Source organism: Streptococcus timonensis (assembly GCF_047460355.1).
Taxonomy (GTDB): Bacteria; Bacillota; Bacilli; order Lactobacillales; family Streptococcaceae; genus Streptococcus; species Streptococcus timonensis_A.
This window is the reverse complement of the sequence record NZ_JASHGL010000002.1, coordinates 31,285-56,897: the sequence shown is the minus strand read 5'-3', so window position 1 is coordinate 56,897 and position 25,613 is coordinate 31,285. Positions and strand designations below refer to the sequence as shown.

At 37.7% G+C, this 25,613-nt stretch carries 25 protein-coding genes and 2 pseudogenes; 3 read left to right on the top strand and 24 right to left on the bottom strand.

The features are described 5' to 3' along the window. Positions 1 to 7 precede the first annotated feature (7 nt). The 3 genes from QM941_RS03685 to QM941_RS03675 are packed head-to-tail and all read left to right on the top strand — an operon-like array spanning position 8 to position 1,857. Positions 8 to 139, top strand: coding sequence for an SPJ_0845 family protein (locus QM941_RS03685; RefSeq protein ID WP_414339037.1), 132 nt, complete (start codon positions 8 to 10; stop codon positions 137 to 139). Beyond that, complete coding sequence (locus QM941_RS03680) at positions 140 to 1,045, top strand: permease (RefSeq protein WP_414339035.1); 906 nt, start codon at positions 140 to 142, stop codon at positions 1,043 to 1,045. Then, on the top strand, positions 1,042 to 1,857 hold the full coding sequence (locus tag QM941_RS03675; protein WP_414339033.1) for a TIGR03943 family putative permease subunit: 816 nt from the start codon (positions 1,042 to 1,044) through the stop codon (positions 1,855 to 1,857). The genes QM941_RS03680 and QM941_RS03675 overlap by 4 nt, the downstream gene beginning before the upstream one ends. Before the next feature lie 17 nt (positions 1,858 to 1,874). Here the strand turns inward: QM941_RS03675 and QM941_RS03670 are convergent, their stop codons facing one another. The 24 genes and pseudogenes from QM941_RS03670 to QM941_RS03555 all read right to left on the bottom strand — a co-directional run bounded on the left by QM941_RS03670 (position 1,875) and on the right by QM941_RS03555 (position 25,598). Beyond that, the gene (locus QM941_RS03670; RefSeq protein WP_414339031.1) at positions 1,875 to 2,486 is read right to left on the bottom strand and encodes a tetratricopeptide repeat protein; all 612 of its coding nucleotides are present in this window, start codon (positions 2,484 to 2,486) and stop codon (positions 1,875 to 1,877) included. Positions 2,487 to 2,503: 17 nt separating this feature from the next. After that, the gene (locus tag QM941_RS03665) at positions 2,504 to 3,556 is read right to left on the bottom strand and encodes a hypothetical protein (RefSeq protein ID WP_414339029.1); all 1,053 of its coding nucleotides are present in this window, start codon (positions 3,554 to 3,556) and stop codon (positions 2,504 to 2,506) included. 8 nt (positions 3,557 to 3,564) lie between these two features. Continuing rightward, the gene (locus QM941_RS03660) at positions 3,565 to 4,341 is read right to left on the bottom strand and encodes a DNA polymerase beta superfamily protein (RefSeq protein ID WP_414339028.1); all 777 of its coding nucleotides are present in this window, start codon (positions 4,339 to 4,341) and stop codon (positions 3,565 to 3,567) included. A 19-nt stretch (positions 4,342 to 4,360) separates the two neighbouring features. After that, entirely contained in the window at positions 4,361 to 7,711 is a 3,351-nt protein-coding gene (locus QM941_RS03655; protein WP_414339026.1) for a DEAD/DEAH box helicase family protein, read from the bottom strand. Positions 7,712 to 7,739: 28 nt separating this feature from the next. Beyond that, entirely contained in the window at positions 7,740 to 8,315 is a 576-nt protein-coding gene (locus QM941_RS03650; protein WP_414339025.1) for a restriction endonuclease subunit S, read from the bottom strand. Between the two features lie 23 nt (positions 8,316 to 8,338). Continuing rightward, positions 8,339 to 9,304 (bottom strand): site-specific tyrosine recombinase/integron integrase, encoded by a 966-nt coding sequence (gene xerA, locus QM941_RS03645; RefSeq protein WP_049549514.1) that lies wholly within the window; start codon positions 9,302 to 9,304, stop codon positions 8,339 to 8,341. Positions 9,305 to 9,418: 114 nt separating this feature from the next. Further along, positions 9,419 to 9,832 (bottom strand): type II toxin-antitoxin system death-on-curing family toxin, encoded by a 414-nt coding sequence (locus QM941_RS03640; protein WP_414339023.1) that lies wholly within the window; start codon positions 9,830 to 9,832, stop codon positions 9,419 to 9,421. After that, positions 9,829 to 10,065, bottom strand: a complete 237-nt coding sequence (locus tag QM941_RS03635) for an AbrB family transcriptional regulator (RefSeq protein ID WP_000260607.1) — start codon at positions 10,063 to 10,065, stop codon at positions 9,829 to 9,831. The genes QM941_RS03640 and QM941_RS03635 overlap by 4 nt, the downstream gene beginning before the upstream one ends. Positions 10,066 to 10,124: 59 nt before the next feature. Continuing rightward, entirely contained in the window at positions 10,125 to 11,204 is a 1,080-nt protein-coding gene (locus tag QM941_RS03630; protein ID WP_414339021.1) for a restriction endonuclease subunit S, read from the bottom strand. 11 nt (positions 11,205 to 11,215) lie between these two features. Further along, positions 11,216 to 11,740 (bottom strand): annotated as a pseudogene (locus QM941_RS03625) (restriction endonuclease subunit S); the annotation flags it as partial. Between the two features lie 12 nt (positions 11,741 to 11,752). Continuing rightward, a complete protein-coding gene (locus QM941_RS03620; protein WP_414339019.1) occupies positions 11,753 to 13,210 on the bottom strand; it encodes a type I restriction-modification system subunit M in 1,458 nt (485 codons plus the stop codon). Between the two features lie 144 nt (positions 13,211 to 13,354). Then, the gene (gene aguB / locus QM941_RS03615) at positions 13,355 to 14,230 is read right to left on the bottom strand and encodes an N-carbamoylputrescine amidase (protein ID WP_414339017.1); all 876 of its coding nucleotides are present in this window, start codon (positions 14,228 to 14,230) and stop codon (positions 13,355 to 13,357) included. 9 nt (positions 14,231 to 14,239) lie between these two features. Beyond that, positions 14,240 to 15,325: an agmatine deiminase gene (gene aguA, locus QM941_RS03610; RefSeq protein WP_414339016.1), complete on the bottom strand. Its 1,086-nt coding sequence runs from the start codon at positions 15,323 to 15,325 to the stop codon at positions 14,240 to 14,242. Continuing rightward, positions 15,322 to 16,449, bottom strand: coding sequence for a carboxynorspermidine decarboxylase (gene nspC, locus QM941_RS03605; RefSeq protein WP_414339014.1), 1,128 nt, complete (start codon positions 16,447 to 16,449; stop codon positions 15,322 to 15,324). Before nspC ends, aguA begins: the two co-directional genes overlap by 4 nt. Then, positions 16,449 to 17,708 (bottom strand): saccharopine dehydrogenase family protein, encoded by a 1,260-nt coding sequence (locus QM941_RS03600; RefSeq protein ID WP_414339011.1) that lies wholly within the window; start codon positions 17,706 to 17,708, stop codon positions 16,449 to 16,451. Before QM941_RS03600 ends, nspC begins: the two co-directional genes overlap by 1 nt. Continuing rightward, on the bottom strand, positions 17,705 to 18,565 hold the full coding sequence (gene speE, locus QM941_RS03595) for a polyamine aminopropyltransferase (RefSeq protein WP_223338447.1): 861 nt from the start codon (positions 18,563 to 18,565) through the stop codon (positions 17,705 to 17,707). The genes QM941_RS03600 and speE overlap by 4 nt, the downstream gene beginning before the upstream one ends. Further along, complete coding sequence (locus tag QM941_RS03590; protein WP_414339008.1) at positions 18,566 to 20,020, bottom strand: aminotransferase class I/II-fold pyridoxal phosphate-dependent enzyme; 1,455 nt, start codon at positions 20,018 to 20,020, stop codon at positions 18,566 to 18,568. 623 nt (positions 20,021 to 20,643) lie between these two features. Continuing rightward, positions 20,644 to 21,660 (bottom strand): hypothetical protein, encoded by a 1,017-nt coding sequence (locus QM941_RS03585; protein WP_414339005.1) that lies wholly within the window; start codon positions 21,658 to 21,660, stop codon positions 20,644 to 20,646. Then, positions 21,653 to 22,119, bottom strand: a pseudogene (locus QM941_RS03580) (hypothetical protein). Before QM941_RS03580 ends, QM941_RS03585 begins: the two are co-directional and overlap by 8 nt. 203 nt (positions 22,120 to 22,322) lie before the next feature. Then, positions 22,323 to 23,117, bottom strand: coding sequence for a DUF4261 domain-containing protein (locus QM941_RS03575; protein ID WP_414339002.1), 795 nt, complete (start codon positions 23,115 to 23,117; stop codon positions 22,323 to 22,325). Positions 23,118 to 23,165: 48 nt separating this feature from the next. Then, entirely contained in the window at positions 23,166 to 23,663 is a 498-nt protein-coding gene (locus QM941_RS03570) for a hypothetical protein (RefSeq protein ID WP_414338999.1), read from the bottom strand. A 10-nt stretch (positions 23,664 to 23,673) separates the two neighbouring features. Continuing rightward, positions 23,674 to 24,228, bottom strand: a complete 555-nt coding sequence (locus tag QM941_RS03565) for a hypothetical protein (protein WP_414338997.1) — start codon at positions 24,226 to 24,228, stop codon at positions 23,674 to 23,676. A 26-nt stretch (positions 24,229 to 24,254) separates the two neighbouring features. Continuing rightward, positions 24,255 to 24,707, bottom strand: coding sequence for a hypothetical protein (locus tag QM941_RS03560; protein WP_414338994.1), 453 nt, complete (start codon positions 24,705 to 24,707; stop codon positions 24,255 to 24,257). Positions 24,708 to 24,746: 39 nt separating this feature from the next. Beyond that, positions 24,747 to 25,598 (bottom strand): CbrC family protein, encoded by an 852-nt coding sequence (locus QM941_RS03555; RefSeq protein WP_414338991.1) that lies wholly within the window; start codon positions 25,596 to 25,598, stop codon positions 24,747 to 24,749. Positions 25,599 to 25,613: the final 15 nt, after the last annotated feature.

Below are 25,613 nucleotides of genomic sequence, written 5' to 3'. Positions count from 1 at the left end.
ATGCCTTATGGCTGTTAAATTTACAAAAACTGATGACTTAGATAAGATGTTCGAAGAATTCGCTAAACTACCTGATTTAAAGCAAGTAACATTTCCAGACGACAAAGAAAAGAAAGATAAGGTAGAAAAGAAAAAATAGATGACACTCTTTCAAAGTTTACCTTCTAGTGTGTTACAAGCTGGCGCCATTTTTCTTTCAATTATCATTGAAGCTTTACCCTTTGTCTTAATTGGTAGTATCATCTCTGGTGCCATTGAAGTCTATGTCACACCTGAGAAGGTCTATAAGTTTCTCCCTAAAAATCGCTTGGGGAGAATCTTTTTTGGTACATTTATAGGGTTTCTCTTCCCATCTTGTGAGTGTGGAATTGTTCCGATCATCAACCGCTTTTTAGAAAAGAAGGTTCCTAGCTATACAGCTGTTCCCTTTCTAGTAACGGCTCCTATCATCAATCCTATCGTACTTTTTGCGACCTATTCGGCCTTTGGTAATTCAATTCAAATGGTGTTACTACGTGCTTTGGGCTCTATTCTCGTTGCTACTATATTGGGTATCTTTCTTGGTTTTGTCTGGGAAGGACCTATCCAAAAAGAAAACAGATTGGCTTGTCACGAGCATGATTTTTCTCACCTGAGTAAAAGTCAAAAAATTCTTCAGGTATTCATTCAAGCTATTGATGAATTCTTTGATATGGGGCGTTATTTGGTCTTTGGCTGTCTTTTTGCAAGCATGGTCCAAGTCTATGTACCAACTCGGATCCTGACATCTATCAGCGCAACACCACTACTTGCGATTGTTCTTCTGATGGTCTTATCTTTCCTACTATCCCTCTGTAGTGAAGCGGATGCCTTTATCGGATCTTCTCTACTCTCTAGTTTTGGCTTTGCTCCAGTGCTTGCCTTTCTGGTTATAGGTCCCATGCTTGATGTCAAGAACTTACTCATGATGAAGAATTATCTTAAAACGCAATTTATTTGGCAATTCATGACCATCGTAACTCTTGTTGTTCTTGTCTATTCTTATCTAGTCGGGGTGATGCTATGATTCGATTTTTTATCTTATTTGGCTATTTTATCTTAACTCTTTATCTGCACCTGTCAGGTAAGCTCAATCAGTATCTAAACCTCCATTACTCTTATCTGGCTTATATTACTATGTTTTTATCTTTGTTACTAGCCATTGTTCAAGCCTATATTTGCTTCAAGCGTTTGAAAGAACATAGTCACTTACATAGTTTTTCAGCCAAGCTTGCTAGTTTTTCCCTCTTAAGTTTACCCTTGTTAGTTGGATTTACCTTTCCAACAGTCACTCTGGATTCACAAACAGTATCGGCAAAAGGATATTATTTCCCTTTGTCGGAAGGAACTGACAAAGCAATCCAAGCAAATGAAGGAACGAGCAGTCAGTATCTTAAGCCGGATACTAGCAGGTTTTATTCAAAGTCCTCTTATGAAAATTTTGTTAGGAAAACTGCTGATAAATACTTAGCTCAATCTAGTATAGTTATCAATGATGAAAATTACCTGGAGGTCATGGAAGCTATCTATGATTATCCAAATGAATTTGAAGATAAGGAAATCGAGTTTACTGGCTTTGTCTACAACGATCCAAATCATACCAATAGTCAATTTGTTTTTCGTTTTGGTATTATGCACTGTATCGCTGATTCAGGAGTTTTTGGACTTTTGACTACAGGAAACACCAATCAGTACGAAAATAATACTTGGGTGAGAGTCAAAGGTAAGATTAGCAATCGCTATCACAAGGAACTCAACCAATTTCTCCCAACCCTTGAAGTTCAATCCTTTGTAAAAGTCGATAAACCAGAGAATCCTTATGTTTATAAAGAATTTTAAAAAGTAGCCTGAGGGGGCTACTTTTTCTTGTTTAGTAAGTTTTTAACTTCTCGGGCTCCGACCTGATCGCCTGCTTTTTCAAAAAGTTCGATAGCATGCAGAAGATTCTCTTGCGATTTTTCTGAACTTTCAGCAGAATAAATCTCTCCCAATCCCCTATAGGCACAGGCTTGAGCGATAAGATCATCTGTTTGTAAAGCTTGCTTTAAGGACTGCTTCATATACATGATTGCTTTTGCTATTTCCCCTAGTTTTAATCGTAAATAACCTTGCTCATAATTATTGACAGAAGATTTGAGTGCATCCTCTGGAAAAAATTTTTCAATGATTTCTCGCTCTTTATCGATATAGTTTAGAGCCGTTTGATAGTCATTCATTTCACGATAAACCATAGCTAACTGGTGATAGCCTATATGTTCATTTTCTTTATCTTGACTTGAGATAGCGACTTCAAGATAGTTTTGATAAGTCAGCAAAGCTTCTTTATAGTCTTTTTCAAAGAGCTTGATATAGCCCGTCAAATTGAGAAGGCTATAATCCTTACAAGTTTCTAACGAGAAGGTTTCTGGGACTAATTTCTTGGCCTCATCAATCTTCCCTTCAAACAATAATTCCCAGGCTTGATTCATGCTTATTCTCCTCTAGCTTATGTTGTATAGAAAAATATTGACAAATCGCTATCAGACTCGTATTTCTTCCAAGCTAAACTGAAGCCATAATAGTCTTCGAACTCAGTATGCCAGTCATAATAAAGTGGGATACGGCTAAATTTTCTTGCAACTACTTCATCTTCAAATTCTGGGGACTCTCCTGCAGTAATTCCAAATTGAAGGCCATTCAATTCCCAGGTGTTTCCCCAAACATTTTCGTCTGATAGAACATCAATCCAACGAGAGGCGTCAATATCAAAATCTGCACATAATTCAAGTTCTAACAATTTTCTGTAGTTTACCTTGGTGGGTTTAATGAAGAAGGCACCCTCTACCTGATACCTTTTATCTTTAACTTGAATTTGTGTGATTTTCATCGGAATTGGAATTCTATTTAACTCCAACCAAAAATAGCCTAGAGGAGTTTTGATTGCATGGTAAATTTGTTTAGACTCTATATTTACTTTGTTCGAGCAAGCATTTAGAATTCTTCCATGTTCAAGTATATTTTTACAAACTATTTTTGAAGTCTCAGGATCAAAAATAGAATACCTACGGATGACACGTTTTATCTTTTCAACGGGAAAAGTAATATCCTTTGGTAGGGCATGATACTTCTGGACAACTAAAGCAGTTTTTTCAGTATTTTCCTTTCCTACTGGGACAATAACAGAATGTCCAATATGGATATTTGGCTCGTCACATATATAAGTATAACCATTTCCACCTTCTTGAAACTCAACGACAACGAGATTTAACTCTTGATCAGGATCGAAAAGTGGTTCTGATTTTGCACAGGTCTGGCGCTCATAAAAAGTGAAACAATTTGGATTATCCTCTTCGCCAAAGACCATAAAACTACCACAATTTGGGCACTTCCACATATAAAAGGAAGCCTCCGCAATGTCTTCATAGGAAATTGTATCATTACCATCTTTTTTATTCATGATTTCTACTAATAACTCATCCGAATAAACCGAATAAGCATTTGGATCAGGCGCTTGGTGGTCGTTCATTGCTTGACCACATCTACATGTCCATTTTCCCATATCTAACCTCAGTCACGACTTAATTCTTCAAGGAAAAAATGATTGAGAGCTTTCCAGTCTTTCTTTTCCTCTGTAACACTTTGGACGTAGTCATACAGCTCTTGGATATTTTTGATGATAAAGTCCTGAATTGGCTCTATCGGCTCAATTTCCATACCTTCACGTCCCTTTACCTTTATATCAAGCAATCTATACACATGCTCTTTCATTTCATCAGGGAGAAGTTCTTTGACCAAATCATCAAATAAAATCGGTGGAACAGAGTGATGTTTTTCAATCCAACGACAAGCTAAAATAGGATGAAGTACATAGAAATACTTTTTAGGTTTGACCTTATCTCCTAAAAGATACTTATTCATTTGAGTTCTAGCAGTATTCAAGTAATGGTGGAGCATCTTTTTCTCAGAAAAATACTGACTGACAAGAGAACGAATACAGTCAATAAAGTCTGAGTCTTGCTGGTAAACGATTGGCGACTGTAACCACTCAAAGAGGGTTGGATTTGACTTATAAAGCAACTTTAAAGCCTTGTCCAGATCCCAACCACTCACATCCCAAGTATCGTCAATTGGTAGTTCGATGACATCGCGATGATCATTCAAGCTAAGATAAAAATCTTGCTTGTGCTTGTATACGAAACGCACATCAAAGTCACTATCAGGAGACTCAAAGCCCCAAGCTCGACTGCCAGACTCAATTGCCCACAAAACTGTAACATCATAATCACGCTCAATTTCTGCAAGTTTTTCAGGTACCAGAACATTCATTTCTTCTTGTGTTTGCATGGTGGTTCTCTCTCTATTTTCAAGCTACTTCTTCGGCGCGATTATTGATTAAGTCAATTGTTTGGACAATATTCCTCAATACTGGTATTTGATGTTGAAATAGTACTTGTACGGATCCATAAGATTTAAACGGTTCTTGTGTCAGCATCGACTTATCCATATAACCATTTTCAACGACATAATCGACAATCAATTTCACAAAAGAAATTTGCTTAGCATTAAGGCTTTCATCTGATAAGAACTTAGAAAATACTTGATTAGCAGCCTCTCTATTCAAACCTATAATCTCACGAACTAATCTAGGAATAGCCTTGTTCTCATAGTGCTGCTGATAGTCAGATCTACTTCCTAATTTTTCCCACAATAGAGTTTCTAATGCTAATAAATCTTTTTCAGTCAACTTCTTGTTATGATACAATTTAGAAATTGCTTCCTCATCCAAATGAGCTTTCAAATAATGCTCAACTTTTTCGTTATAGGATCGAAGATCATTTACCTGCAAATAAGGAGTGGTTTCATAAACAGTAGAAAGAATTCGATCTTCAAAATTGACATAATATACTATTCGGCTCGTTTTATCTAAGAATTGCAATAAATCCCTTAGAGAAAGGCGTATTTTTTCAAGTTCAGACAAGCTTACTTCCTCCCAAAATTCAGGTTCTTGCACTTTCCTTATAATTTCAGCCTGTGCAAAGACCTGAGGGATATTGCCAACAGAAGCAAGGGCCTGAGCAGTTTTCATAACTTGAGATATATGGACAGTTGCTTGCTTAGTGGTTAGTTGTCCTACTTGAATTTCTAACATCCACAAATCAAATCGTCTCGCCATTTCATTTTCTTTATCTTCGTCAAACATGAGAGGAGATATATGAGTATGAAGATTTTCACATGAAATCGTTGTAAGATTTTGCCAATTTTCTAATTTCTTATAGGTATACACTGTATCTAAGACCATACGAACCCTAAAGTCCAACTCATTCAAGTCTTCTACATGTCTATGAAGTTCTGAGACCAGTTGCTGACGATACTCTCTTGCAAATGGATCCTCTTGATAGTGAAGATCCTGCAGTTCATGAATCAAGTCCACCTTGATATTAAACAAACGCTGTGCCAAGGGAACAATATGACGTCCATTTCCTTCTCTCGGATCTGCTTTGAAGTATTCAAAGTTGTCACCATAATCAAATACCAAGAAGTTTTCCTTATCCTGATCAGGTCCAAACAAATCTTTACAGAGACGCGTTCCACGACCAATCATCTGCCAAAATTTTGTTTTTGAGCGAACTTTCTTGAAAAAGACTAAATTGACAACCTCTGGAACATCAATACCTGTATCAAGCATATCAACTGAAATTGCAATTTGAGGGTATTTCTCTTTGATTTTAAAATCATCAATCAAGGTCTGATAATGTTTAATACTATAATCAATCACCTGAGCATAGTCGCTCCCCTTTTCAGGATATCGTTTATTAAAAATCTCTCTAATAAATTCAGCATGGTGATGATTCTTGGCAAAGATGATAGTTTTTCCAATCTCATTACCCGAAGCCGTCTGAATCCCTCTCGTCATTAGTTCATCTAGAACAATCTCTACTGTACCTTTATTAAAAATAAAGGAATTAAAAGCTCCAGCATCAATGTCTTTTTCTAGACTATCATCTTCAAATTGGCTATCAAAATATTCTTTATCTTCTTGGGATAGATCATCGTAATGAAGCCCTTCTGTAGGTAATTCTAACTTGGTTTCAATAGAATGATAGGATACCAAGTAGCCATCCTCAACAGCCTTTTCAAGATCATAAGCATAGGTAGGAACACCATTTTCCAAGTTAAAAAATCCATAAGTGTTTTTATCAAGATCCTGACGAGGTGTGGCCGTTAAGCCTACGATTCTAGCATCAAAATAATCAAAAATTGTCTTGTATTTTTGATAAATAGAGCGGTGGGACTCGTCAATAATGATAAGATCAAAATGACCAACAGTGAAAGGGCGTTGAATGACTTCTTCCTGATCACTAATAGCTCCAATCATGGTCGGATAAGTAGAAAACACCATACGACTTGATCGTGCTCCAACTTTATCCTCTAAAAAGTTACAAACCGAAATATCTGGAAGTAATTTCCTAAATGAATCATAGGCTTGTTTTACAAGAGATGTTCGGTCAGCTAGAAAGAGAACATTTTTGACCCAATTGTGACGTGATAGAATATCAACAAGAGAGACTGCTGTTCGAGTTTTGCCAGAACCAGTTGCCATTACCAAAAGAGCTTGTCTTCGATTGTTAGAAAAAGCCTCACAAACACTTGCAATCGCATGTTTCTGGTAATATCGTCCAGAGATATCGTCTCTGATTTTACTAGAAATATCCTCAAGTGGTTTTTGCAAATGTCGTCTGTCCATCAATAATTGCAATTCTTCTTGAGAATAGAAACCTGCGACCTGGCGACGATTTACACCATCAAGAATATAGTGCTTGAGGCCATTTGTAATAAAACAAATCGGTTGATACCCTATTTTTTCCTCTAGCGCATTAGCATATTCCTTGACTTGTACTTCACCGACTTCTGGATTAACTGCGGCCTTTTTAGCTTCAATAATTGCTAAAATCTTTCCATTTTTACCATAAAGTACATAATCACAATAACCTGTTCCTGAGCCGTGTTTCAGTCCATTAACAGCGACTTCAACTCGACAATTTTCTTCAAATGTCCAACCCGCTAATCGTAAATCAATATCAATAAAGAGTTTTCTCGTCTCAGCCTCAGATAACTGATCGATATGAAAGGAAACCTCTTGCCGTTGAGCAGCAGTTTCACGTTTTTCTGTATAATTCTCTTGAACTTCCAAGGACTGGACAGCCATTTGTTCATGAAAGTCAGGCATAACAGGTAAACTTTCTTGCAGTTCCACCATGGCTTGTGGTGTTTCTCTTTTCTTGACATTCTCTGAAATTGGCAATAACTTCTCGTCAAAAAAACGTTCCACAAACTCATTGCTGTAGCAGTAATCAATAAAGTTTACGAACTGGTACAAATGATGTAAGGCTAAAATGGCTTCACGTTCCTTGATCTCCCCACCATGAGCAGCATGATTGCCCCAGCGTATCAAGAGAACCATCTGACTATGAAGCTCTGGATCTACGATTTCTCTAAAGTCATCATCCCACACCAATGAAGACAAGGTAGCACGATAAGGGGCTTCCAAATAAGAATCATGGCTATAAATCCAATGAACAGCCTGCTCCAAGGCACGACGCGCCATGAAAGCTGTCGCTACAGTGGATGTCCCAATCATATTCTCAGCTTCTATACAGGACCTCGAAAAAGATTCATACTCCTCGTTATTTAAAAGAAAATCAAAATTTCCCATTTTTCTCTCACTTTGATTAAATAGATAGCTATATTATACTAGATTTTAAGCTATTTCTCCACAGTTTTATAGCCATCTGACAAGCAAATTGTGATTTGTCAACCTGAGCCACAAAGTCTGCGAACTCGTTTTGTAGGGAAAGAGGAGGGAGGGGGCACTTAAATTTAGAAATTTGAGATTTATTAACTTTAGGCAAATTAGTTCTACTTGAAAACGATAAAATAAAGTTCAAAAAATAATCACTTCTTAACACATGAGCTAGAAATATCCTATTCATTTTTTCTTCAACTGTTAGAATTGGATAGGCGTCTGCTGAACAAACTCCCATAAAATCAGGAAGAGCTACTTTATTTAAATTTGGCCTAATCTTACTATAAATAATGTGTTTCTTAGTAAATAAATACTTTCCACTACTGATTTGATCTTCTCCTACTGTTCTATAACCTATAAGTTTTCCGGTGTTTTTTTCAATACTATCTATTCCAATGTGTGGTAAATCTATGAAATTCGTAAAATCGTAAATCATTTTTGTATCAAATTTTGCAAACTCATTAAACGAAGCATAATCCCACTTAAATTCATTTAAAAATAAGTCACCAAACAATTCGTTAAATCGGGATTTTGCACTTAAGAGATGAATTTTTGGTGTGAATGTTTGACATTACTTTGGTTGACCATAGCATAGGCTAAGGTTGTGTCAATTTTACTATGACCTAGCAGTTTTTGGACTTGTTCGATAGGCATACCCTTATCAATTGCCTTTGTTGCTAGTGTTCTTCTGAATTTATGAGGGTGAACCTTTTGAATTCCAAGCTTTTGACCTAATTTTCTTAATCGAATCTCAACACCAGCTATTCCGAGTCTTTGGGCTTTTCCAAGCAAGGTGACAAAAAGAGCTGGATGATTATCTTCTCTGCTATTGATATAGTTCCTTAAATGGATTTTCGTCCGAGCATCAAAGTAAACAGGTCTCTCCTTTTTACCTTTTCCAAATACAACACATTCACGATTTTCAAAGTCAATATCTGAGCGATTCAGTTGAACAAGTTCTCCCACGCGCATTCCTGTTGAAGCTAGTAGATCGATCATTGCTAAATCCCTTAAGTTTTCACAATTGTCTCGCATGATTTCAAGATGTTCATCAGTATAAGTTTCTTTCACAGTTTGTTCGGTCTTAATCTTTTTAATTCGTCGAATAGGATTTTTGATGATATATTCCTCCTGCTCAAGCCAAGCAAAAAACGAAGACAGGATGCGTCGGATATTGTCCAAATTTGCTTTACTGCAATCTTTTTCTGACTGATACTGTGCTAGATAACTTCTCAAATCATCTGTTGTCAGTTGTGTTACAGACTGCTTTATGCTTGTAAATAAATTTTCAATGGTCCTTTGATAATAACGAATGGTTTTTGCACTACAACCCTCCACCTGTTTAGCAGTAATAAACAAGGCTAACAAGGAATTATTCGTATACTTCTGTTGATTTACACCACTCACTAAATGACGCTCTAAACTCTCCCGTAATGCTAGTAATTGTGCATTGTTTAAAAGGGGTAGCATTTCTTGAATGATGATTGTCACTTTTGTTTCCATATTTTCTCACTTTCATTTTTTCAATAAAAACAGACAATATTAGCTTTCTGCATTACAGAATTCTAATACTGTCTGTTTATCTATTTTTTACTTATAGGATTTAAACATCCAAGCTTAAATTTGACCATTAGCTCTAAATGAATGTTCAGAGATCCATTTGGTGTAGCTAGATAACCTTTCATCTGTTAAGGATTCTACTGCGATAGTTACACACATATCGACCGCTTCTTCAACTGTTACAGAAAAACGATAACCATTTAACTGTAGAAATTTCACCAAAACGAAGAAAGCAGTTCGTTTATTAGCATTGGCAAAAACATGCTTTTTAATCAATTGGACAAATAGTATCGTTGCCTTATCAAAAATTGTTGGATAAAGAGGTTTACCGAAGACAAATTGTTCTGGTAAATTGACAATCATATTTAAGGCAGAAGGACTAACTGTTTGAATTTTTTCATTAGGTGAATACCGTTGAATTGCTAAAGCATTGATTTTTTCAATTTGCCTTTCTGTTAGATAGACTGTCATTTTTCCACCAAAGCTTTGAAAACATCATCGTATTCGTCAAAAATTTTGTCCAAATTTAAGTCAAAGGCATCATCAGATACATAAGAAATCTGATGTCCAGACTCTTCGGGAGTAAAGATAATTTCACCACTTGGTAACAATTTCGCTTCGTATTTTACACCACTTGGAATATTGAATTCACTTGGGATGGTAATGGTGATTGAATTTCCTTGTTTTCTTGTTTTTACTACCATCTGATTTCCTCCTTTGAAGTATTATAACAAATAATTACCGTAATTACAATGACAGAATATCAGCCAAAATACTCCTGCATAAGAGATTTCTTCAAAGTTTCAAGTTCTTCTAGTGATTTTTGAATTGCCAATTGTGATTTGTCAACCTGAGCCACAAAGTCTGCGAACTCGTTTTGGAGGGAAAGAGGGGGGAGGGGGATGGAAATATCTTGTAATTCCTTCGCATTTATATTGGCTTGATTAACAGCACCTTTCGCGATGTTCCTTAGAAACTTCTTTGTACTTGGAAAGTTTAAAAATTCGGATAGATATCTAGGATTTAAAATATTTTTCTTTGTTCTAATACGAATAATGTAACCTGCTATAACCATATCAAAATCTAATTCATAAATACATGTTTTCCCGACTAATTCCATACTATTTGTACGATTAAATAATACATCCCCGTTGCTTACAACGTACTTTGCTAAGTCTTTCTCTGGAACATCTATATGTTTTAAATTCTGTATATTCAATCGACCATCTTCAGTTATATTATTCATTCTTAAATATCCATATTTACCATTAAGAGTGGCTGGTAAACTAGTTCCATATCGGACTTCTTCAACTAATTCTCCAAGTCTTTTTAATGGAAAATCCCTTAGTATAAACATCTCGTTAAATCGGGATTTTACAAGGTTAGAAAGTTCACTAAGTTGTTTATTTCTAATTATAATTTCATTGTCTAACTTTTCTAATATTCTAATAATTTTATCTTGTTCAATAGTACTTCTCATTGGAATCTGTGCATCTGATAAATTATTGAGCTTAATATACTTTATAACTCCTCCAATTGATTGATATCGTAAAACTTCAATGTACTTATCAAGAAAGTAGTATAAATATTTCATTCTTACATTAGAATTACTAGTCAAAATATAGGTTCTCTGATAAGCATTAAATTTACCTTTATAATACTTAACATTTAAATCCCCATTTCCTGCTACTAAAACGACTTCATCGTCATAAGCGTATTCATTAATACAAGAAATTTCTTTTGCTGTTGTAAAAAATGGATACTTACCTCCAGGAATTGCCTCATTAGCATCCAATTTACCAGTTTGAATAGAAACCAATTGCCCTAACTTCACTTTCTTCATGCTAGCACCTCCTCGAAATATCGGGATTTGACGAGCAGATTAAGCTCTTCAAGTTGTTCTTGTCTCATTGAAATTAGCTTGCTCAACAAATCTAGTTTCCTTGAGATCTTCTGTTGCTCTTTTAAACTTGTATAAGAAACTATAATATTATCAAAATATTTTTTAGTTAAATGCTTCATAGTAGAACCATGAGTATTTTTGACAGCATCTTGTAACCCTTTTTCAACAACATATTTGAAATAAGATTTATTAATATCTAGCTTATCAAAAACAGCTTTAAAAATATGTTGATTTAATACAGCTGTCTTACCGTACCACTGAAAAACACCTAGAGTTCCCGACCAAGAAATAAGAATATCACCAGTTTCAACAATATACTTTTTATCAATCTTACCAGAATAATAATTAATTTCCTTTGAAGTTTTTGTAAGATTCTGAATCCTTATTATCTCTTTTCCTTCAGTTGACCAATCTTGTGGTTTAAAAGCATAACCATTAATAAAAGTTGCCACTTCCCCCAACTTCACTTTTTTCATACATGCATCTCCCTACTTTAGTAATTCTTCTAACTCTGCTAAGCCAGCTTGAATTTCTTTTTCTAGATCATTGATTTTCTTTAAAATGACTTCTGTTGGTTCATACTCAACTTTTTCATACTCGATTTCTTTGTATTTATTGATGGACAGATCAAAATCATTTTCCTTAATCTCATCAACTGGAACAAAGAAGGACTGGTCTGTTCTCTTACGATCTGTTTCTTTCTCTAATTGATGGTATCGTTGAATAATATCTGGAATATCATTTTCGTTGATAGGCTGGCGTTTATCATCTAAACTCAGACCGTCTGCTTTCATATCGTAAAACCAAACCTTATCCGTCCCACCATTTCCAGTCTTAGTGAAGATAAGGATAGCGGTTGAAACCCCTGCATAAGGCTTAAAAACACCACTTGGCATCGAAATAACTGCATCTAGTTTATGGTGCTCAACGATTTCCTGACGAATCCCTTTATGAGCTTTAGAGGAACCAAAGAGGACACCGTCCGGTACAATAACAGCTGCACGTCCACCTGGCTTCAAAGTGCGTAAGAAAAGGGCAAGGAAAAGCAACTCTGTCTTCTTAGTCTTTATCGTAGCCAACAAATCACCAGAGGTTGAATCATAATCAAGAGATCCTTTGAAAGGTGGATTGGCTAAAACTAGAGTATATTTATCAGCTTCTTCGTTATCTTGAGAAAGCGAGTCTAGATAGCTAATTTGTGGATTCTCAACCCCATGGAGCATCATGTTCATAGCACCAAGTCTCAACATTGTCGTATCCGTATCATTCCCATGAAACATAGTATTGTGGAAATGCTTTACACTGTCAATATTTGTTTGCCACTCCTCTTTTCTTCGGTCTAGGTAGCGACTTGCAGAAACTAAAAATCCTGCAGACCCCATGGCAGGATCTGAAATAATATCCTTAATTGTCGGTTGCATTAGCTCAACCATCATATCAATGATATGACGAGGAGTACGAAATTGACCATTTGCCCCTGCCTGAGATAATTTTGACAATAGATACTCGTAAATGTCTCCAATATCTTTTATATCCGTAGGTAACTCATCCAGAGCTGCTATCGCCTTTTGTAAGGTAGCAGGTTTATTGATTTGAAAAATAGCATCCCTCATATAACGTGAAAAAGCTGTATCGTCAGTATCCCCCTTTAGATTCTTAATAAATGGAAAAATCTCTTGTGACATCAGACGATAAACTTCTTGCGAATCTCCTAAGTTCTTAAAGGTTGACCAACGATATTCGGGTTTATCTTTTGGGAAAATTCCCTCATAGGGAATACCTAGAAATTCAGCATCATTTTCTCGTCCAAGTTCAACTCTGTCCAAATCCTTCATAAATAAAAGATAAGTCAATTGCTCAATGTTGGTCAAAGGATTCGCATTCCCCTCTGTCCATAGCATTTCCCACAATTGATCAATCTTATTCTTTAATTCGCCTGTAATCATATTTTACCTCTCAAAATATTTCAATTTTAAAAATCTGACATACAAAATTTTAAAACTTCTTATAGCTCATTTTATCAGAATCCTAGGACATTATCAAAAAATTATTATAGTATCTACAGAAAAAAGCCTCTTGGAGGCTTTTTGTCATTTCACGATATCTTTATACATATCTGGTCTTCTATCTCTAAACAAGCCCCAGTTTAGGCGTTCATTTGCCCCCTTGTCCAGGTCATAAGTAGTTAACAAGACAGCTTCATCTTGTCGTTCGGCTTGACTTAAAATAGCTCCTGTTTCATCGGTCATAAAGGATGAACCGTAGAAGTTAAGACTGGAACTTTGTCCTCCATTTTCTTCACAAGGAGTGACTTCTTCCAAACCATAACGATTAGCCGCAATAACTGGCACAATATTTGCTGCTGAGTGTCCTTGCATGGTACGTTGCCAATGACCACAACTATCAGTATCCAAAATTGGCTCCGAACCAATGGCTGTTGGATAAAAGAGTAATTCTGCACCATTTAACGCAAGACAACGGGCAGTTTCAGGGAACCATTGATCCCAACAGATCCCGATACCAATCTTGGCGTAGCGAGTGTCCCAGACCTTGAAACCAGTATTTCCAGGAGTAAAGAAGAATTTCTCCTGATAATAATGGTCATCTGGTATATGAGTTTTACGATAAACTCCTAGTACTTCTCCATCCGCATCAATGACAGCAATAGAATTGTATAAGACATTACCATCTTTTTCATAGAAACTAATCGGTAAAACCACCTTTAGCTCTTTGGCAATTCCTTTAAAATGCTGAATAGCCGTATTTTCTGATACCGACTGGGCATACTGGTAGTAGTCATACTGACGTTCCTGACAGAAATAGGGACGTTCAAATAATTCAGGCAAGAGAATAATTTGGGCTCCCTGCTCAGCAGCTTGACGGACTAAACGTTCAGCTGTTTGGATATTCGTTTCCACATTCTTAGTGCATTGCATCTGAATGGCTGCAACCGTTACATTTCTCATCTTTTTCTCCTATTCTGGGATTTGTTGGGTAATACAGTGGATATTTCCACCACCTAAAAGAATATCTCTTGCAGGAATTCCGACAACTTCACGGTCTGGAAAACACTGGCTCAGAATATCCAAGGCCACTTGGTCATTTACATCTTGAAATTGTGGCACTAATACAGACTTATTAGCAATGTAAAAATTCACATAGGAAGCTGCTAGTCTTTCACCTGCATAACGCTTCTCTTCGCCTTCTTCATAAGTATAGCCCGGCAAATTTTCTTCTGTAACTACTTGATGAATAGCTGGGATTGGAAGTTTATGAATAGTGAAACTCCGGCCTTTTGCATCAGTTTCCTTCTCTAAGAGAGCTAAATTAGCTGCAGACATGGCATACTGAGGATCTTCTTGGTCGTCCGTCCAAGCTAAAACAAGCTCTGCAGGACCAACAAAGGCTGCAACATTGTCGACGTGTTCATTTGTCTCGTCTTGATAAATACCGTAAGGCAACCAAATGACTTTTTCGGCACCAAGGCTCTCTAGTAAGATCTTTTCAATCTCCTCTTTAGTCAGGTGAGGATTACGACCCGGACTGAGCAAGCAACTTTCAGTTACGAGAATAGTTCCTTGACCGTCACTATGAATAGCTCCACCTTCCAGTACAAATGGTTTGGCATCGTAAACAGGTATATCTAAGACTTCTGCAAAGCAACTGGCTACTTGGTCATCTGCTTCATAGTCTTGGTAAAGACCGTCAACAGCACCACCCCATGCATTGAAAGACCAATCTACCGCCAACTTTTCCCTTTTATCATTAAGAAGAATGGTCGGACCTGTATCACGAGCCCAGGCATCATTTGTCTGAATATCTAGATAAACAACATTGTCTCCAAGATAGGATTGTGCTTCAGATAGATAGTCCTCCTCAACCAAAAGGTAGACTGTTTCCCCCTGAGCAATCGTTTTGATAATCTGGCTAAAAGCTTTTTTTGCAGCCTTTCCTTGAAAAGGCCAAGATCCGGGTCGAGTCGGCCATATCATGAGAGTTCCATGATGGTGTTCATATTCTGCTGGCATACGATAGCCTAATTTCTTTGGACTGTTCATCATGATAATCTCTCCTTAAAGTCTTGGTATCCAAATGCTTTGACTAGACTGCACTCACCCTCTTTATCCATGAGATACAAACTTGGAAGTCCAATCCCGTTAAAGGTATTGTTTTTGACAAATGAGTAAATAGCCATGTCTTCAAAATAGAGGCGATCGCCAATTTCAATCTGTTTTTCAAAGCTGTAATCCCCAATGATATCACCTGTCAGGCAAGTATTTGAAGAGAGTCTATAAGTATAAGGTTTTTCTTGCGCTTCAAATCCATCTCTCAATGGGGGACGATAAGGCATCTCAAGAACATCTGGCATATGGCAGCTTGCCGAGGCGTCTAGCACCAAGGTCTCAATCCCGTTTTCAACAATATCCAAGACTTCTGTCGCTAGATAGCCCGCATTAAGGGCAATAGCTTCTCCAGGTTCAATGTAGACGTCTACGTTATAAGTTTCTCGAATTCGTTTAATCTCAGAAACCAGTAAGTCCACATCATAATCATCTCTCGTAATATGATGACCACCACCCATATTGAGCCATTTAACTTGGTGCAAATAGGCACCAAACTGGTCTTCTACTGCTTTCAAAGTCGTTTGTAAATCATCTGCCCCTTGCTCACAGAGGGTATGAAAATGAAGTCCGTCAACCAACTCCAATAAATCACTTGGTATCTTGTCTGAAGTCACTCCAAAACGAGAGCCAGGAGCACAAGGATCATAAAGCGCGTGGTCACCCTGCGTTGAACATTGAGGATTGATGCGAAGACCCACACTGATACCAGCCTCACGACAACGTTGACCATACTTTCGAAGTTGTCTCTCTGAGTTAAAATCAATATGATCCGATATTTGCAGTAGCTCTTCCATGTCTGATTCCTTGAAAGCAGGTGCAAATACATGAACTTCCCCCGGAAACTCTTCTCTAGCTAACTTCGCTTCATAGAGTCCACTAGCTGTCGTACCTGATAGATACTTGCTAATCAAAGGGTAGGTTTTATAGAGAGAATAAGCCTTTTGAGCTAGCAAAACCTTACAACCAGCTTTTTCCTCAACCTCTTGTAAAATGCTACAATTTTCTTCTAGTTTTGCTAAATCAATGACATAGGCTGGTGTTGGTACTTGTTCTAACTTCATTAGTCCACCATTTGTGGATTTTCAACCACAACCCATGGCAAACCGTATTTATTTAAAGCTTCCATGAATGGGTCTGGATCCAACTCTTCAAGGTTATAAACTCCAGGCTGTTTCCATGTACCATCCATCACTAATTTTGTCCCAATCATGGCAGGAACACCTGTTGTGTAAGAAATGGCTTGTGATCCAACCTCTGCATAGCACTCCTGATGGTCGCAAACATTGTAAATGTAGATGGTCTTTTCAACGCCATCTTTGATACCTGTAAAGATACAACCGATATTAGTTTTTCCAACAGTACGTGGTCCAAGGCTTGCAGGATCTGGAAGCAAGGCTTTCAAGAATTGAATCGGTACGATTTCTTGTCCGTTAAAATTAATAGCATCTGTACGAAGGAGACCAACGTTTTCCAAGCATTTCATGTGAGTTAGATAAGATTGACCAAAAGTCATAAAGAAGCGAATCCGTTTAACTCCTGGAATATTCTTTGCTAATGATTCGATTTCTTCGTGGTGGAGGAGATACATGTCTTTTTGACCAACTTGAGGGAAATCATACTCACGTTTGATAGACATGGCTTCGACTTCTACCCATTTTCCATCTTCCCAGTAAGAACCTGGTGCAGAAACCTCACGTAGATTGATTTCTGGGTTAAAGTTTGTCGCAAATGGATAACCGTGGTCACCACCATTACAGTCTAAAATATCAATATAGTGGATTTCGTCAAAGTAATGTTTGAGTGCATAAGCTGAAAAGACGCTGGTTACACCTGGGTCAAAACCAGATCCAAGTAGAGCAGTCAGACCTGCTTCTTTAAATTTCTCCTGATAAGCCCATTGCCATGAGTAGTCAAAGTAAGCTGTAAAACCAAGTTCCTTACAACGTTTCTCATAAATAGCACGCCATTCAGGGTCTTCTGTGTCCTCAGCCTCATAGTTGGCAGTATCGATATAGTGGACACCTGTTGCCAAACAAGCATCCATGATAGTCAAATCTTGGTATGGTAGAGCTACGTTCAAAACAGCTTCTGGTTTGTAGCTTTCAATCAAGGCAATCACTTCTTCTACCTTGTCTGCATCAAGAGCAGCTGTCTCAATCTTAGTTTTTGTTTTGCCTTCTAATTTAGCCTTCAAGTCATCACATTTTGACTTGGTACGGCTAGCAATCATAATTTCTTTAAAAGTTTCGCTATCTTGGCAAATCTTTGAAATAGCAACTTGGGCAACGCCCCCACATCCAATCACTAATAAACGACTCATTTTTTTCCTTCCTCTTCTTCTAAAATGTCCTCAACATACTTGGGCAACATAAAGGCCCCCACATGTAAGTTTGCGGTGTAGTATTCTGTGAAAAGCTGGCGTTTTTTCCAGCCTTCCTTGTCAAAATCTTTGACAGGGTGGTATTTTTTCGATGCAAATCCAAATAGCCAATAGCCAGCTGGACTGGTTGGGATGTGCGCCTGATAAACCCGACTGATTGGAAAGGCTTGATTGACCTTGCGGTGCATGCTTCGGCAAGCTGACTCATCCTCGTCAAAGAAGGGACTCCCATGCTGATAGATCATGATTCCGTCCTCTTTCAAGGCTCTATAGCTATTGCCGTAAAATTCCTTGGTAAAGAGCCCTTCCGTATGGCCAAATGGATCTGTCGCATCGTTGATGATAATATCGTAGTCATCTTCACAGTTTCGTAAAAAGCGTAGTCCATTTTGGTAGTAAATGGTAACACGGGGATCATCTAGCCCTGCAGCAAAATCTGGGAAATACTCACGACAGACTTCAACCAGCATCTCATCCGGTTCCACAATATCGATTTGTTCCAGTTCAGGATAGAGGGTTAATACTTGGGCAACACCACCGTCACCACCCCCAATAACCAAGACTTTCTTGGGATTTGGGTGGACAGCCATGGGAACGTGTACGGTCATCTCATTGTAAACAAAATCATCTGCATCTGAAAACAAGACGTGCCCATTTAAAATCAGTATTTTCCCAAAAGCTGGGGTGTCAAGAACCTCGATATCCTGCCATTCACTTTGACCAGAATACAGCTGTTTGGCTGTTCTCATCGTTAACTTGACATCTGGAGTATGAACTTCAGAAAACCATAAATCCATCTAGTTCTCCTTTCTTTCAATAACATTGATGTGATTGACCTCAGGATCTTCCGTCCCTTGGAGAGAACAACCACGTTCTTTGGCAAATTGGATATAATCGACAATTTCTCGTGTAATGCGTTCACCTGGAGCTAGGATTGGGATCCCAGGAGGGTAACACATGACAAATTCACCACAGACCTGGCCAACGGACTCGTCCAAGGTTAAACTTCTTCTATCTGAGTAAAAGGCTTCCTGAGGAGACAGAACCAACTCTGGTTGGATATATTCTCCAGCAATCAAGTCCTTCCCATCTCGTGAGTATAGTCTCTTGATATCAGCTAAAGCACCGACCAAGCGTTCAATGTCTTGGATACGGTCACCAATCGAAATATAAGCTAAGATATTGCCGATATCACCAAACTCAATCTGAATGTCATATTCATCTCGTAAGAGATCATAAACTTCAATCCCTGTTAAACCAATCCCCTGAGTGTAGACTGACAACTTAGTCACGTCAAAATCACAAACCGAGACACCGTCTATTAACTCTTTTGAGTAGGCGTAGTAGCCACCGATGGCATTGATTTCACGACGAGCATACTCAGATAACTCAATAACTTTCTCAAAGGACTCTTTGCCACGAAGGGCTAGGTTTCTACGAGAAACATCTAGACTAGACATTAGCAAGTAGGATGCTGATGTTGACTGTGTTAGGTTAATAATCTGACGTACGTACTCAGGATTCATCTGATCGCCAACTAAAAGAAGGGAACTTTGAGTCAAGCTACCACCGGACTTATGCATAGATACAGCTGACATATCTGCTCCTGCATCCATAGCTGATAGAGGGAGTTTATCTGTAAAGTGTAGATGAGCACCGTGAGCCTCGTCTACTAAGACTTTCATTCCTGCGGCGTGTGCCATCTCTGTTAATCCCTTAAGGTCTGAACAAATCCCATAATAGGTTGGATTGTTAATTAGGATAGCCTTGGCATCCGGATGTTCCTTGATTGCTTGGGCAACACGGTCATTCTCAAGCCCCAAAGCAATACCGATTTTGGGATCCACACTCATCTCGATATAGATGGGAATAGCTCCGCATAAAACGAGTGCATTAATAGCTGATTTATGGACATTTCGAGGAAGGATGATTTTATCACCGGATTTACAGGTGGAAAGAATCATGGTTTGCACGGATGAGGTTGTCCCGCCAATCATTAAAAAGGCATGAGCAGCACCAAATGCTTCTGCTGCTAGTTCTTCTGCATCTCTGATAATCGAAATGGGATGTCCTAGATTATCCAAAGGTTTCATAGAATTGACATCGATACCAACACATTTTTCCCCTAAGAGTTCCACTAATTCTGGGTTACCACGTCCACGCTTATGACCTGGTACATCGAAAGGAACAATTCTTTTTTTTCGTAACTTGACCAGTCCCTCATAAATTGGAGCTTGGTTTTGATTTAACATTATAGAGACATACTCCTTTATCATAGTTTTTTCACCTTGTATAAGTCTCTAAAGGATACTTATGAAAAAAGAGCAGGTTTTCACCTGCTCTACAATCTTCTGACGTTTTTATTTTGGTTTCTGTTGAGTATGTCTGTTCCTGATGTTTCCTAACTCTCTAGTAGCAAATATTACGTACTTTATTGATCGTTTCACAAGATGACGTGTGCTTTCACCACACTAACAAATTATACGAATTAGGACTTTTGTCCTAACATCAACTTATAAAAGTAGGCTTTTAACCCTATCAATAATGTGGCTCTTCAACCACGCTTCGGCATTCAACCCTGCCTGTCCGTAGGCATTTTTTACTCGGGTTTATATTTACCAGAAAACATCTATCTCATTTTCTAAGCTTAACTACTATATCACATTTTATCAAAGATGTAAATAGATATAGTAACGATTTTTAAAAGATATCTTCATTGGTCGTAAAATGCCAAAGTTATGGAATTTTGAACTACTATTTTGTAAAAATACAAAAAAGACAAGGAACTAAAATCCTTTAGTTCCTTGTCTTTTATTTTCATTTTATTAAACGAAGAGAAGTCTGCAAGCAGCTAGCATTGTTGTAACAATTACATCTATTGGTCCCTTGCTATCTGGGCTGCAAATTCAAAGTCAATCATCTGATAATCTTCATCCAATCTAATGATACTATAATACTCATTCCAAAAGAGATGATCACTATTAGTGGACCAGTTCAAGCCATACCACAGTTGACTTGTATCAGATGGACTAGTAGGCGGACTTGACCATAAATGCTTTTCAAAGTTTGATGTAACAGTATCTAAATCAAGTTTCCCAAGTAAGTCTAGTTCATTTAACCTAAGAGAAATAGAATGGGACTTGGCTGCCTCAATGCTCTCTTTATTAAAATGTATCTGAATGACCTTGCTATCTTCTAGAACTAGACTCTGTTCCTCTGAACTGTAAAAAGTAACACTTCCTAGAACGATCCCATCTTTTGCTAGTAAATAGGGAGCGTAGGGAACAGCATTGCTATCAAGTCTGAAGCCTTTTTCGATAGTAACTGATTTATCTCCTGAATACTTTTTGAAATTGCCGTCTGTCAGGAGGTCTTCGTAGTCGCTACCACCATCACCTTGTCTTACATAGATATCAAATCCAGCTTCCATCAAATCACTTGCTTTTGTTTCTGCTAACGTGATTTTACTTTCATTAATTTGCAAAATCGGTGCTTGAGGTGGGAGTCCAATCGTGAGATTAAACATGACTCCTACTAGAAAGACCATAAAGGTTATAAGGAGGGCAAGTAAAGACTTTCCAGTCCTTTTTCTTGCATTGAAAAGGGCCATTAGAGCTGGTAAGAGGATCATTTTGGCTAAAATAGAATTCCCAACTCCACCTCTATTTAAGGTCTGAAAGGCAAACATCCCTGCGATTGCAATAAGTGTCAGGTAGACCAAAATCTCGCCTAGGCCCAGTTTTTCTGTTCGAGTTTGTTGATTTACAGGGGTTTCGTACAATGACTGCCCATTCTCTTTCCTTTTCTTAAGAAAAAGATAAAAGCCCAGACCTAGTAGCAGATTAAAGATTGCAAAAACCATTAAAGTACCTATTATCACCGTTCTACCCATGGCTCTCTACTCCTTTATCTTCTCTCTCAAATCTTATCTTTCTCTTTAATGTCCAATTCCCAATCAATAAGACCAGCAAGAAGAAGGGGCCGCCTTCTATCAGTACAATCGGTAAAGCCAGTATAGCAATCATTAAAAAACTAGCTTTCTTTTGTCGCCAACTACCGTGCCATTCTCTGTTTATCAGTCCCCCAAAATAGTCGATGTAGTCAGTAAACCAAGTCAATAAGGGATTTTGAAAATCATTGAGTCTTAGGTAAATGAACATAGCAGAATTTAGCAAAACATAAAGAATTCCAAGGACTAGAATAATCTTTTGACTAGTTCGAGTAGCCTCTAGAACGATTTTTCTCTCTTCTCTGGTTTTATTTCCTTGAGACTTTGGTTCTTACAAGAAAGTTTTTCAAATCTATAGACCAAAAATCGGTAGAGATAATACTTTTTTATATCACGCTTCATAAAAACCTCAATCTAGGAAGTGCACTCAATTCTAAATCATAGTCTAATACTCTTCGATAATCTCTTCAAACCACGTCAGCTTTCATCTGCAACCTCAAAATAGTATTTTGAGCTGACTTCGTCAGTCTTATCTACAACCTCAAAGCAGTGCTTTGACCAACCTGCGGCTAGCTTCCTGGTTTACTCTTTGATTTTCATTGAGTCTAAACATCTAATTTCAAGGAATTGCCTTCCAAAAAGACTGCTTTTGATTCAGTGATTTTGATTTTTTGATCTTCTGAAAAGCCAATGGTTTCACCGTCCTTTAAGGTGACATCACTACCTAAAACATACTGAAGAATAGACAAGAGGAAATAATATAAGTCATCGCTATTCATAGGAGACTCGATAATCTCAATCTCAGTTTTTCCAAACTCTTTCAAACCATAAGTGTAAATACTAGTTTTATCTCCCTGGTTGATAATTCCTATATAAATCCAGAGTTGAAGGGGAAGCATTTCTTCTTTCAAAAGGTCAGCCAGGTCTAGATAAAGATCTTTGGGCAAGAGCAAGGTGGTAGAACCCTGATAAATACCAATAGCTGATTGACTAGTTTTTAGGATAGAGGAATTAACTTTAGTCAATAGGGAATAGGTTTCTACTGGCGAAAGATTGTCAGACAGGATAGAAACAATAGCGTGTTGTGTGTGCTCCTGTGTTTCCTTCTCAACATCCTGCCAGAGGTAAGAATAGGCATACAATTCTTCAAATTCTTGACTTGGGATAGGCAAATCCATTAAAGCCAGCGCAACGAGAGCACCATCAATCACAAAGGTTGCACTAGAATCATCCCCAGAAACTTCAGAAATTTCAAGTCCCCAGTGAGATTTCAATTCCTGAACGACCTGTTCTAAAGAATAGTCCTGCTTGCCTTTGAAGAGGGGCATGGACAAGATCAGTTGTTTTTTCTTCTCTGACTTTTCTTTCTTACTAGTAAATAGATTTTTTAAAAAATTCATAGGACTTCTCCTTTTTTTCATATCAGTTGGGAAGCAAAGCTATCTTGGTCAAAGTGAGTCGAGATACCAAGTTTCCTCATCCTCAAAACCGTAGAATTTCTCATCAAGTAGCCAATTTCCATCCACCAATCTAAGTACAAACTGATGCTTCATTTCTAAAGCTTCTTGATAATGGGTGATGACTCTTGCTTCTTCAGCTTTTGTCATGATAAAATCTACAGAAAAATCATTCGTTTGAACATAGTTATACTCACTTGGGGAGCCATAAGAATTTCGAACTCCTCCTTCCAAGCATTTTTGAGTCACTCGTCCAGTTAGAAGTTGCATTTGCCTCTGAAAATAGTCATCCATAAGTTCATTCCACTTAGGATGAACTTGATTGGCTGGGATGCCAAGGGCTTCTTTTTCCTTATCCAGTGCTCTGTTACGCTCAAAAATTTCCTCTTCTAACAAGGTTAAACTTTTGAGTAAATCAAGCAAGGGTGGGATGATTATTTCCGCCAGAGTTTGATATTTTTCAGGGGTATTTTTATAGTTCACTCTCATAATAAGCCTCTTAATCATCTTGGATTAATTGCTTTAATTCTAGGTCTGAAAGAAAGCCTTTCATGTAGAGTTTCCTAAGTAAATCTTTATCTACGGTAATTTCATAATAGTCAGTCACAAACTCTTGAAATCTCTCAAAGTTATCAAAAAGGTAAGAAAGCAACCATTCTCCACCATCCTGATCTTGGTAAGTGTATTGATGCGCATGACCGTCATACCAGATAAAGAAGGTTGTTTCATCTTTTTGATCTTCTGAATAAAGTGAGACATACTTTTCATCCAGTCCTTTATAAAAACTATCGATGATATCTTGATTCCACTCGTCAGCAGCAAACTGGCTTAAACTGCTTTCATGATCAAAACCTTTTATGAGGATCATTTTATCAGTCAAAATCACATCTAAAGAATCACCAGAGCCATTGTCAATAAGGTAGCGGAGTCCATAGTCTTCCTCAGTTTTAATCACGAGTCTGAGCCAATCCTCACTCGGATCTGTTAGATACTCATCAATGACCAGCAAGGCATCTAAGCGAGTCTTTATCTTGTCCCAATCTATCTTTCTCATCTCTAAAAACCTCCATCTTATTTTTGCTATTTATCAAGATCACAAGCCCTATAACGAGCTGTTAGATAGCCTGAAAAGCTAATCTGAGGGATATTCCACTCATTAGGCAAATAAATCGAACAAGCTACCTGATCACCTAGAGGGGAACTTGCTGAGAAGACATATCTTCCCAAATCCTCATTATTAGGATTTCTTTCAACTTGACCCAATCTGCTAGTGTTGAACCAGTCTTTAAACAGTAACCAGATTTGCTCGGCATCTTCGTTTAATAGGGAGACTTTCAAGTTGTAGCTGATTCCGACCCTACATCTTTTTTTGAATCCTGACTCATCAGCCTTACAAACCTTTATCGATCCCTTATCATACTGCCAGTTATCACTATCTAATAGCGTCAATTGGGCAGATAGATTGTCTTTAAATCCCTGCATAGTATCTAATAAATCTTTGGAGGCAGCTTCGAATACTTCTAGTTCTTCCATAGTCTTCACTTTAATTTTTATAGCTAATCACATTTCGATTTAATCCGCATCAACCCAAATCTGGTATTTTTGACAGTGAAGACATCTGAAAAGGTAGCCGCAAAGAGAGCCATCCTTAACCAAGTATTCTTCAATATCTTGATATTCTCCACGCGCTTCATAGTCTGCCAAAACTTGCTCGGCAATTCCCATGGCCTTTAATTCTCGAGTGCCAACTGTACCCAAATAAGCACAATAATCTTGGCAACAAGAAAGCCAATTTTCTCCCTGCCAACTAGAGTAGCCAGGAGTCTGGCAAAAAAGCAGCTGGTCTTTTTCTGGATCCAATTCACCCTGCCCCTCAGCATCTTGAACAAATTCTGCATCAAATTTTTCTGCTGCTAGCCCGTTTGCGATGCAAAATGGACAAAGATTTTCTATGTTGTCGATACAATAAGGGAGCAAGTTATAATAAACATTGCTTTTTTTCCCACAAGATGGACAAACCTTGGCTTCTCCCTCTACAAAAGCTCCCGTTGCTAGAGGATCTGGATGGTAGATAAAATGTGGCAAAGACTGTGATAGCTCTGTTCTCTGCTTCTTCTCTTCTTTTCTTAGAGGACGAGGAAGGGCAAAACGATCGCCATGACTCTGACTCATTTCTTGTAAACGGATCAGTTTCTTTATCTGTTTTCGATCAGGTTTGTCTAAGATTTCGATAAATAAGCTATAGGCACTAGTGTAGAGACCCAATTGCTCATAGAGATCCACTAAGACCTTCTTCGATTCTAAATCATCAGACTTAGCTAATTCATCAGCTAAGTCATAAAGAGCTGAGACACTTGATGGATTGCCCTCTTGGGCTATATATTGCTTCTTTATAGTAATGTATTTTTGTAAATATGGATTCATAGGATTACCTTTCTA